We start from the raw sequence: 12004 nt of genomic DNA, 5'->3' as shown, positions 1-12004 counted from the left end.
CAAATAAATAAGAGCTAAAAAGACTTCTATCAAGTCCTTTTAGCTCATGCCTGCTTACCAGTAACACGCCTGTAAAGTGTCAAGTTAATTTTATATTAAATATTGTTAAATCTATGTTAATTATTAGTATATAGAAACCTTTACATAATGTCAATACTAAATTTAACATTTATATATAATTTTAAGCATATATTGTTTATTCAATCTTTTTAAATCCCTCTCCCAAAACCTCATGCACTTCATTTACGCTTATGAATGCATCTGGATCAACTTCCTTAATAAAATATTTAAGCTTAATAAATTCTTTTCTATTTATAACACTATATAAAACATAGGTATCATTACCAGTATAGGCTCCTTTTCCATTGAAAATGGTACAACCTCTCTCTAGTTCATCCATAATAAATTTGCTTATTTCATTATTTTTACTGCTTATTATCATAACCTGTTTACATACATTAAAGCCCTCTATAGCTCTATCAATGGTAAAGCCATTTAATAATATACTTAAAAGAGCATACATACCTACATCCCATCCAAAGGTTATTCCTGATAGAAAAATTACTATAAAATCTACCAAAAGCAAGGACTTACCAATGTCTACATGAAAAAACTTGTTTAGTATTTTGGCTATTATATCCGTGCCTCCTGTGGAAGCATTTTGATTAAAAACAATAGCCATTCCTAATGCTGAAACTAAAGTTCCAAAAATAGAAGCTAGCATAAGATCCTTAGTAATAGCTACTGGATTAAAAATCACCTTTATAAGCCACATAGATCCCGACAATCCTAAAGCGGAATATACAGTCTTAACCCCAAAATTTCCTCCTATAAAAATAAATCCTATAATAAATAAAATCACATTAAAAGCAAAGGAGTATATCTCTACAGAAAGTAAAGGTAAATAATAATTTATAATTATGGCTAACCCCGTAACTCCTCCTGCAGCTATATTATTAGGTATAAAAAAATATTCCATAGCATAGGCTACCATCACTATACCTACAGTGATTAGTAAATACTCTCTCCCTATCTTCTTCATATACTTGCCCCCTTTTTGGTTATACATCTCATAGTTATATTTTAGCATATTTGCTACAACTTTATGTAATGCATAATAACTTAAAAAGTTGCAAAGCAACTTTTGCTCTGCAACTTTTTAAAAAATATTTTTAAAGCCTTCCCCTAAAACTTCATGAACCTCATTTACTGTTATAAAAGCTTTAGGATCCACTTCCTTTAAGTAATGTTTAAGTCTTATAAATTCCTTCCTGCTCAGTACACTATATAACACATAGGTTTCTTCCCCAGAATATCCACCTTTTCCATTAAATATAGTGCATCCTCTATCTAAATCCTCCATTATAAATCTTCTTATATCCTCATTTTTAGCGCTCATAATCATAACCTGCTTGCATACATTAAAGCCTTCAATTACTCTATCTATAATAAGTCCTATGAGCATAACAAATAAAAGAGCATACATTCCTACTTCCCAGCCAAAGGTTATTCCGCACAATATGGTCACTATTATATCTACAGAAAACATAGCCTTTCCCATATCAAAGCTGATGTACTTATTAAGTATCTTTGCTATTATATCCGTTCCTCCAGTAGAGGCATTTTGATTGAATACTATAGCTAGTCCACTTCCTGTTAATAAGCTTCCAAAGATTACAGCTAAAATTAAATCTTTAGTTATAGCTGTGGGATTTAGCATATTTTTTACAAGCCACATACCTCCAGATAGTCCAAAAGCAGCATATAAGGTTTTTACACCAAAACTTTTTCCTATAAATATGAAACCTATTATAAAAAGAATGATATTTAATAAAAAATAGAAAATTTCAACAGATATAGCTGGAAAATAGTAATGTAGTATTACAGATAACCCTGTCACTCCTCCTCCTGCTATATTATTAGGAATAATAAAATACTCAGCAGAAATAATAATCATACACATCCCTAAGGTTATATAGAGATATTCTTTAATAGCTTTCTTCATTTGATATCCTCCTTCTTTGCATGTACAAATATAGAATAATTTATATATATCTATGTCACTTTTAAATGCTTTTTGTATAATAACCAAAACTATTATAAATGATTATCCTTAGTATTTAAATAATATTTTTGTTAAAAAAAGCTCTTAAAAAAATATTTATGAAATAGACTATAATACCTTTAAAAGCTTATTAAATAGTCAATTTTATATATTATCTTATGATATATTTCATAAAGCCTTTATTAATTCACGGTGCACAATTCACAATGCACAATTAAGGAAATTTTTTCTCCATTATCATTACGAAAAAATTAAAAGCAAAGCCAAAGGCTTTGCTTCTATGTTTAAATATAAATTATAGATTTTTCGTAGAGTAACGAAGAAAAATCTACCTTCATTGTGAATTGTGCTCTGTGAATTAAATTAAGTGAATTGTGAATTAAATAATCCCTATTTTAATTCTAAGCCCCTTTTAACTGCCTTTACTATATCTTCAGCAGTTAATCCATAAGCTTTTAGTAATTCTCCAGGTTTTCCACTTTCTCCAAAGGTATCCTTAACACCTACTCTTACCACTGGTACTGGATGATTTTCACTAGTAACCTCGCAAACAGCAGAACCTAGTCCTCCAATTATATTATGTTCTTCTGCAGTTACAATCAGGTTTGTTTCTCTAGCTGCTTTGATAATTGCTTCCTTATCAATTGGCTTTAATGTGTGAATATTTACCACTCTTACCTTTATTCCTACTTCAGCTAAAATATTATAAGCTTCTAAAGCTGCCTCTACCATGATTCCTGTGGCAACTATAGTAGCATCCTTTCCTTCTCTTAAGGTTACAGCCTTACCTATTTCAAATTTATATTCAGCATTATCATTTATAGTATTTACTGCTGATCTTCCTAATCTCACATAGCATGGTCCATTGTATTCAGCCACTGCTTTTATAACTGCTTCTGTTTCTATATCATCTGCAGGACAAATAACTGTCATACCTGGAATACTTCTCATTAAAGATAAATCTTCTATAGCTTGATGGGAAGCTCCATCCTCACCAACGGTTAATCCAGCATGAGTTGCACACACTTTTACATTTAAATGAGGATATCCTATAGAATTTCTTATTTGCTCGAAAGCTCTACCTGCCGCAAACATTGCAAAGGTGCTTACAAAAGGTATTTTACCACAAGTAGACATACCAGCCGCTACTGCCATCATATTAGCTTCCGCTATACCCATATTAAAAAATCTTTCAGGATAAACCTTCTTAAAATCTGCAGTTTTAGTAGATTTTGATAGGTCTGCATCTAAAACCACTACCTTTTCATTTTCTGCTCCTAATTTCGCTAAAGCCTTACCATAGGCTTCTCTTGTAGCTATCTTTGCCATTAGTTTTCCCCTCCAATTTCCGCTAAAGCTTTTTCACATTGCTCCTTATTTGGTGCTGTTCCATGCCAAGAAGCTTCATTTTCCATAAAGGAAACGCCCTTACCTTTTATAGTTTTACATACTATCATGGTTGGTTGATCCTTTGTATTTTTAGCCATTTCTATAGCATCTAATATAGCGTTAAAATCATGTCCATCAATCTCTATAACATTCCAGCCAAAAGCTCTGAACTTTTCAGCTACTGGACCTGGGTTCATTACTTCTGCTATATTTCCATCTATTTGAAGTCCATTGTAATCCAAGAAAGCAGTTAAATTATCTAATTTATAGTGAGGTGCAGCCATAGAAGCCTCCCAAACCTGTCCTTCTTGAAGCTCTCCATCACCTAGTAAAGCATAAACTCTATACTCCTTATTATCTAACTTTCCAGCCATAGCCATACCTACTGCTGCTGATATACCTTGACCTAAAGAACCTGTAGACATATCTACACCTGGTACATCATTCATATTTGGATGCCCTTGTAGTATGGAGCCAAATTTTCTTAATCCCATTAGTTCTTCAACATTAAAATAACCTTTTCTTGCTAAAGTACTATAAAGCACAGGTGCAGCATGACCTTTTGATAGAACAAATCTATCTCTATTTGGATCTTTTGGGTTTCTTGGATCTACTCTCATTTCATTAAAATATAAACTAGTTAAAATCTCTACTGCTGAAAGCGAACCACCTGGATGTCCTGATGCTGACTCTGTAAGCATAGTGATAATATCCTTTCTGATGGTTTTCGCTACGCTTTTTAATTCCTCTAAATTTCTGTTCATATTTCACCCTCCTGTGTTAATTAGAATAAATATATCAAATAAAAATTGTACTTTTAAGCCTAGTATAAAACGCAATGTAAGCATATTTTTTGAATGCACAATTCCTAATGATTGCGCATTATTTGTTAAATAAATCAGTCCGTCATTTATTCTAACACATTTTTTAAATTTAATATAGTATAAATAGATGATTAATTGTTTATAGTTTTTTCAATTATATTATTACCATTACTATATATATAGTCTAAAGTATTTCAAATGTATATTATTTAATTCTTAATAGCTAAATATTATATTTAATTCTTAAATGTAAATATTAATATAATCCTCTTTTTTTATTTTTGCTATACATATCTGTAATATATAATAATTTTTAAATTTTTTGTTAACTTTATTATACCTGCACTAAAATTACTTAAAGATGTCCTTTTACAACATGTATAAGCTAAGCTTTCCTAATGTTCACCTGCAAATCAAAAACCCTATGCAGTATATGCATAAGGTTTTCTAATCGTTATATAATTATGGGTACTAATTAAATGAATTTTGTTATTTTTTAGCCTTCCAAGCGTCTATTTGCTTTTGCATTTCAGCAATTACTTTATCTATACCTATAGATTTTAATTTAGCATTTATCTTTGGTAAATACTCATTTGGATCTACTGTACCACTATATAAACTTGCTCCAAACTCATCTAATACGTTTCTAAGACCCGCTACTTCAGTGTTCACAGGTGTTGGATCAAATTTAAATCCAAGGGCTGGTGATTTTGAAGAATCTGCATTGAACTTCTTAAATTCTTCCCATTTAGTTTTTGGCTCATTCTCTAAGGTGTAAGTTATAAACAAATTACCAAGAGAGAAATATGGCATTTGATAGTTCTTTTGATCTGGAAGTATCTTTATTTGCTCATCATTAACCTTTTGATAGTGAGTTCCTTCAATACCATAGTTTATAAGATTTCTTAGGTACTTATCAGTATTTAATAAATTTAAGAATTGCATTGACTTTTCAGGATGTTTTGATGTAACTGATATAGCCTGCATTGATCCTGTAGTAGAACCATTTGTTATAAAAGGAGCCATCATTGGTGTTGATACCACTTCAAATCCTAGATCCTTTGACCATATAATATCTGCATAAGGCTGTCCATCGCCCTTAGTAACAAATCTCTTAACAGCTTTATCATCCTTAGCTGTAGCTGCATCCTTGTTAATATATCCTGCTTTGTAATACTTATGCATTGTATTTAGTGTTTGTTTCATTTCCTCAGTTTCAAATATATTTACTACTTTTAAATCATTATTCTTTAGGGATACTGCTACTGGGTCAATGATTTTATCATAAGGTAATTGTGCTGAGTAATCCTTAATTATATAGAAAGGAGTAACATCAGGTTCATTTTCTTTTATAGTTTTTAAGTAAGGCTCTAAATCTTCAAGAGTCTTAATTTTTGATATGTCTACATTATATTTCCTTGCATAATCTTTATTGAATACCCACAATGGAGCAACCCCTAACTCTTTGTTTGCAGGTATAGCATATATCTTCCCATCTATCTTGGCACCTTCCCAGAAGTTTGGATCAATAGCAGCCTTTGTCTCTTTTCCATACTTGTCTAAAAGTTCGTCTAAAGCTACAAAAGCTCCCTTTCTAGCATTAGTTAGATAGTCATTTGCCCAAGAACAAGTAAAGGCAATATCATATTCTTCTCCTGAGTTAATTACAACTTGCATTTTTTGATTGTAATCGCCCCAGTCTACTTGTTTAATTTTAATTGTAGCATTTATTTTTTCTTTAAGATACTTATTGATTTCTTCTTGAACTTTTTCAGTATCCTTTTGAGGTCCGCCTATAGTGTACCACACTAATTCTACAGGCTTTGAATTTGTTTCTTCCTTTGAAGTGCTATTCCCTTTGCTGCATCCTGTTAATATGAGGGATGAGCTTATGATAGCACCCATGGCTAAAGCCATTATTTTCTTAAACTTTAACATATAATCCCCTCCATGTTTCGCTTTAAATGTTTAACGTTTTCATCATTTTCATTATAACTGTGTATTCATGGGGTTTATAGTGTATTAATTATATATTTACTGTGAAAATTATATACTTATTTAAGCATGTAATTCAACTAGTAATTTAAGGTTCTAAAATAATAGTGCCCCAACTTAAAACTTAAATTGGAGCACCACTATTTTATATTAACCTATACCTTTATGTCTTTCCAAGATATTTTGAAAGCTTTATTCCATAATACTATATTTAGCATAGTAATAGCTAAAATGTATAAAAATACTCCATAGGACACATTCATACTTAAATAATGAAAGTATAATTATCATCTTTTTATATTTATAAAAGGTGATATAATTATACTGGTTATATATAAACGGAGGGATAAATATGGAGGCTAAACAGGTTTTAGAAATTGCCCTTTCTGCTGGTGAAATACTTCTCAGCAATGGCGCGGAGTCTTATAGAGTTGAAGAGACCATAGAGAGAATATGTAATTCCTATAATTTAGAATGTGAATGTATGGCAACACCCAAGGGTGTTTTTGTGGCTGTAGTAGATGATAAAGAAGAAAAAGTAACTTCCATGAAGAAAATCAAAACAAAACGGGTAGATTTATATAGAATAGAGCTTATTAATTCTTTTTCAAGAAGCCTTCAGGAAACCCCTCTTTCCTATGAGGGAGCAAAAAAAATATTGAAAGATATAGATGCTGCACCTTATTTCAGCTTTCCAACAAGACTTTTTGCAGCCAGTATGACCTCATTTATTTATGCCTTATTTTTTAATGGGACAATCTATGATTCCATTATCTCGGCTATTATAAGTTTAGGTATTTATTATATGCTAGAAAAAGTATCTCATGTGGGTTTTTTTCAGTTTTTTCAGCTTTTCTTTTCAGGTTTTATTATAGGAGGCTTAAGTATATTTGCTCAACAATTGTTTCCCTTTGCTAATAAAGATAATATTATTACCGGAGCCATAATGATATTAATACCAGGGGTAGCCCTAACTAATGGCATTAAAGATATTATTTATGATGACTTTATGTCCGGCATTGTAAAATTTGGTGAGTCCATGCTTATAATAACCGCTATTGGTGCAGGCATAGGCACAGCTTTATCACTAGGAGCAGGGGTGAAATTATGGTAAAACAAATTATTTTAGCATTTTTCGGCAGTATATTTCCTGTTATTCTCTTTAATATAGATAGAAAAAAAATAATATGGACTGGCTTTTGTGGAGCTATTGGATGGACAACTTATCTCATAGTATATAATTATATTCCTTCATCTATAATGTCCTCCTTTGTAGGGGCCTTAGCTGTGGGGGTATATAGTGAGATCATGGCAAGAAAGCTTAAAACTCCTGCTATGGAGTTTTCAATACCTGGAATATTTCCTTTAGTACCTGGTATAACGGCTTATAAGACTGTAAGTGAAATTGTAGAGCAAAACTATGCTGCCGCCTCTTCTAAAGGTATGCAGACTATAGCCGTAGGTGGAGCCATTGCTTTTGGTATAATGCTTTCCTCCACTACCTTTCGTTTCATATCAAAGTTAATAAAGCAGCGAAAATAATTTAAAGGCAAAGCTTATTGCTAAATATTTAGCATAAGCCTTGCCTCCAATTTTTATATTATCATTTATATTATCAGTTTTATTTTAATAGGATTTTTAAGGTTTTAATTTCATAAGGCTTCATTTGGAAGCTTACTTTATTTCCTTCAAAATTAGCTGCCTCTAAGTCTCTTTCCATCAAGTTACACTCTATAGCTTTTTCAATGTCTTTAAATAACTCCAAGATTACATTGCTTCTCTTATTATAACACTCATACATTCTTATAATTAGAGCATCGCTCTCTTCAGCCTTCTTTATAACCTCTATTATTACATTATCCTTATCTACTTTAGCTATAGACAGAGCTCTTGGCAATTGTCCTTTATGTCCTTCTTCTATCTTGGCATAAAGTGGTACATTCAAATTGTAAGCCATTTGAACAGTATTTGCTTCCTTCCAATCTCCAGCATGAGGATATAAGGAATAAGTGAAGAAATGCTCCTCTTGATCTGTGACTGGATTTGGCTCAATCCCACTCTTTATTAGAGTTAATCTCATAACTCCTTCTTTTATGTCATGACCATACTTACTATCATTTAGTAAGCTTACTCCAAAGTCTCCTTCTGAAAGATCTGCCCACTTTTGTCCACATACTTCAAATCTTGCAGCATCCCAGGATGTATTATGATGGGTCGGTCTTTCTACATTTCCATATTGTATTTCATAAGTAGCTTTGTCTGTATTTATATCTATTGGGAAGGCGGCTTTAAGAAGTACTTGATGCTCCTTCCAATCTACATAATTATTAAAGTCAATTCTTGCTATGTCATTATAAACATAAACCTTTTGAATTATAGTTGAGTCTGAGAACTTTCTTTCTATTTTAAGAGTAGATCTCACTGGACCTTGCTCTATAACCTCTATATTCTGAACATCATCTACCTTCCACATCTTTTCAGTGTAGAATATATCTATGTCCCAATTATCAAAGTTCATAGGTTTATCTTCAAATGCCAAAAGACTATTTCCCACTTGGCCTTGTTTTAATACTTCCCTACGATTTTCTTTATCATAGAAGGACTTTATTTCACCCTTTTCATCAAATATAAGCTTAAAGAATTTATTTTCCCCTTCCTCTTTACTTAACTTAACTACTTCCGGAGCATCCACTTTAGCTTCAACTATAGTATAGACTTTATAGCCTTGAGCAGGGATTCCTTCTGCAAAGAATATAGCTTTATTAGCTTCTATTACTTGGCAAACTATTTCCTTTCCCTTTTCATCTATTAAGGCTGGTTTTTCTATACCATGTGGTATATCAAAAACTGCAATATCATTTCTCTCAAAGGATAGGGTATTGAATACTACTACAGATGTATTTTCTAAGTCTATATTTGAGCTAATAGCTTCAATAGCTTCCTTCAAGGCTTTATCTCCATTTTCTATGATTTCCTTGTACTCTTCCTTAGTCACATCATAAACCTCTTTTATTGAAGAGCCTGGTAATATATCGTGGAATTGATTTAATATTATATTTTCCCAGCCTTTATTTAATTCCTCTTGAGGATACTTCTTTCCAAGAGTCATAGCAAGAGAACTCATCTTTTCTGCAGAAGCATACAGATTTTCACTTATCCTGTTATCTCTCTTATTTCTTGCCATAGAAGTATAGGTTCCTCTATGATATTCAAGATATAATTCTCCACTCCACTTTGGAAGTCTCTTATGATCTTCTACCTTCTCCTCTAACTTCTTAAAGTAATCTAAAGATGTTCCCATTTCAACCTTAGGACAGCCTGGTATTCCTTTATTTAATCTTCTTGCAGTTTCAAGCATTTCATAGGTAGCACCGCCGCCACCATCTCCAAAGCCGAAGGATACAAGTACATCATTGTTTATTTCCTTTTGCTGATATCTATCCCAAGCCCCCATTATGGCTCCTGGGTGTATTTCTCCATTATAAGTGGTAAAATGAGAATTTGGATCTTGGTAAGGACCCTTTGTAGTTATAAAATGAGTTAATATCTCGGTGCCGTCTATTCCCTTCCAATTAAAGGTATCATAAGGCATTTTATTAAATTGGTTCCATGCAATCTTTGTAGTCATGAAATAATTCACATCTGATTTTTTAAGTATTTGTGGCAGTGCAGCACTATATCCAAATACGTCTGGCAGCCATAATATCTCACTTTCTACATTAAACTCATCCTTAAAGAACTTCTTGCCGAATAATATTTGACGAACTAGAGATTCTCCAGAGGTAACGTTACAATCAGCTTCAAGCCACATAGCTCCCTCTGTTTCCCAGACTCCTTCTTTTACTTTTTCCTTAACCTTCTCATAAACATGAGGATGATCTTCTTTTAAGAATTTATATAATTGTGGCTGACTTGACATAAATACATACTCAGGATATTCTTCCATAAGCTTTAATACTGTAGAAAAGCTTCTTGCTACCTTCTCTCTAGTCTGAGCTACAGTCCAATGCCAAGCTACGTCTATATGAGTATGACCTACGCAGGTAGCTATAGTATCATTATGTCCACATAATTTTTCATAGAACTCTTCTCTTAAATATTCATTAGCCTTATTTACAGTTTCATGAAATTCCTTTGAAAATGGTTTTCTAAGATCTAATATATTAATTGCCTCATTTAGCACAGAAAGCATATCTATTCTTCTCTTATCCTCTGCATTGAGCTTTTCACATACCCATACTGGTACTTGTAGATTATAGAATAATTCTCTTAAAGGCTTATCAATTACTACTAAATCTCCAAATAGTGTACACTTTCTATCTGCCACCATACCGCTATAAGCATGCAGATCTATGTCATAAGTCTTTCCTGCCTCAGCACAATCTGAAATTATAACCTCTCTGTGGTTTATATCTATTCCTTGAATATGTTCCCCATTTAAATAAAGTATAAATTGTGGATTTATAGCATCCCAACCTTCATCAAAGGTCTTAAAGCTTAGGGCTACTACCTTTCCTTCAAAATCTTCTGGTATGGTAACGCTTGTCTTAAACCAGCAGTGATAATCTCTTCCACCCCATAGATCTCCTGTTTGAAATTCCTTCCATTGTCCTTCTGCTTTTTCTATTCCCTCCATGCCAAGGTAATTGCCTTCAAGCATTTTATAAGCATTTATGGAAATCTTTTTGCTATAAACATAATTCTTTAACTCATGGCATATTTTTTGAACTCTCTCTAATACGTAATACATATATTAATCTCCTTTGTATTTTTAATCTATTCCTTTACTGCTCCTATAGTTAACCCATTTACAAAATACTTTTGGAAGAAAGGATATGCAAATATTATAGGTGCAGTAGCAAGCACTACCATGGCCATTTTAGCGGTTTCTTTTGGCAATCCTGCTGCCACCTCTACCTGAGTCAATCCTAATTTTGCTGCATTCTGGGATAAAAATTCCATGCTATTTTCTATTCTTATAAGTAAATATTGTAAGGGCGTTAAGGCATTTGTATCTATAAATAACATAGCGTTAAACCAGTCATTCCAATAACCTAAGGTTAAAAATAGTCCTATAGTAGCCATGCCCGGCAAGGATATGGGAAGTACTATTTGGAAAAATAGTCTTAACTCACTGGCTCCATCTATTTTTGCTGATTCAATAACTGCATCAGGTACAGAGGTTTTGAAAAAAGTTCTAAGCACCATTATATAAAAGGAATTCATACATACAGGCAGAATTAAGGCCCAAATACTATTTTTTAAATTTAGCAATCTTGTCATTATGAGATAGAAAGGAACCAATCCTCCGCTGAAAAGCATTGGTATAAAAGCCATTAATGTAAAAAACCTTCTATAAGCAAAGCTTTTTCTTGATATGGCAAAAGCATAAGTGGATATTAATAGCAATCCTAGTAAAGTTCCTATTACTGTAATTAAAATAGTTACTCCGTAAGATTTGAGCATTTGATTGCTAGAATTTAAAACGTATTTATAGGCTGCTATACTAAACTCCTTTGGAAAAAAGCTATAGCCATTAGCCTTTAATGCACTTTCACTGGTAAAAGATATGATCACTACAAAAGCAAAAGGAATAAGGCTGAGCAGTGCAAACAAACTTAATATTATATTTAGTACTATATTTGACTTTTTAGATATATTTCCGAATCTACTATTCTCTAAAAGATGAGCTTTGTCTTTTCTATTCTTAAACACTGTGTTACCCTCCTTT

Annotated in this window: 9 protein-coding genes; 2 read left to right on the top strand and 7 right to left on the bottom strand. The window is 32.3% G+C overall.

What is annotated here, in order from left to right; genetic code table 11:
- Nucleotides 1-196: 196 nt before the first annotated feature.
- The 5 genes from BN2665_RS07765 to BN2665_RS07745 form a co-directional block, all read right to left on the bottom strand.
- A complete protein-coding gene (locus tag BN2665_RS07765; protein WP_055666552.1) occupies nt 197-1042 on the bottom strand; it encodes a YitT family protein in 846 nt (281 codons plus the stop codon).
- Between the two features lie 117 nt (nt 1043-1159).
- Entirely contained in the window at nt 1160-2005 is an 846-nt protein-coding gene (locus tag BN2665_RS07760; protein WP_055666551.1) for a YitT family protein, read from the bottom strand.
- A gap of 450 nt (nt 2006-2455) precedes the next feature.
- Nucleotides 2456-3394, bottom strand: coding sequence for a transketolase family protein (locus tag BN2665_RS07755; RefSeq protein ID WP_055666550.1), 939 nt, complete (start codon nt 3392-3394; stop codon nt 2456-2458).
- Complete coding sequence (locus tag BN2665_RS07750) at nt 3394-4218, bottom strand: transketolase (protein ID WP_055666549.1); 825 nt, start codon at nt 4216-4218, stop codon at nt 3394-3396. Before BN2665_RS07750 ends, BN2665_RS07755 begins: the two co-directional genes overlap by 1 nt.
- Nucleotides 4219-4767: 549 nt before the next feature.
- Nucleotides 4768-6216, bottom strand: a complete 1449-nt coding sequence (locus tag BN2665_RS07745) for an ABC transporter substrate-binding protein (protein WP_055666548.1) — start codon at nt 6214-6216, stop codon at nt 4768-4770.
- Between the two features lie 409 nt (nt 6217-6625).
- Here BN2665_RS07745 and BN2665_RS07740 point away from each other — a divergent pair, with 409 nt between their 5' ends.
- Both BN2665_RS07740 and BN2665_RS07735 read left to right on the top strand, forming a co-directional pair.
- Entirely contained in the window at nt 6626-7387 is a 762-nt protein-coding gene (locus tag BN2665_RS07740) for a threonine/serine exporter family protein (RefSeq protein WP_055666547.1), read from the top strand.
- A complete protein-coding gene (locus tag BN2665_RS07735; protein WP_055666546.1) occupies nt 7381-7815 on the top strand; it encodes a threonine/serine exporter family protein in 435 nt (144 codons plus the stop codon). Before BN2665_RS07740 ends, BN2665_RS07735 begins: the two co-directional genes overlap by 7 nt.
- Before the next feature lie 79 nt (nt 7816-7894).
- Here the strand turns inward: BN2665_RS07735 and BN2665_RS07730 are convergent, their stop codons facing one another.
- On the bottom strand, nt 7895-11023 hold the full coding sequence (locus BN2665_RS07730) for an alpha-mannosidase (RefSeq protein WP_055666545.1): 3129 nt from the start codon (nt 11021-11023) through the stop codon (nt 7895-7897).
- 26 nt (nt 11024-11049) lie between these two features.
- Complete coding sequence (locus BN2665_RS07725) at nt 11050-11988, bottom strand: ABC transporter permease subunit (RefSeq protein ID WP_055666544.1); 939 nt, start codon at nt 11986-11988, stop codon at nt 11050-11052.
- Nucleotides 11989-12004 lie beyond the last annotated feature (16 nt).

Origin of the sequence: Desnuesiella massiliensis, assembly GCF_001403615.1 — a bacterium.
Lineage (GTDB): Bacteria > Bacillota > Clostridia > Clostridiales > Clostridiaceae > Desnuesiella > Desnuesiella massiliensis.
The sequence above is the reverse complement of the archived record's forward strand: the minus strand, read 5'-3'. Positions and strand labels throughout refer to the sequence as shown.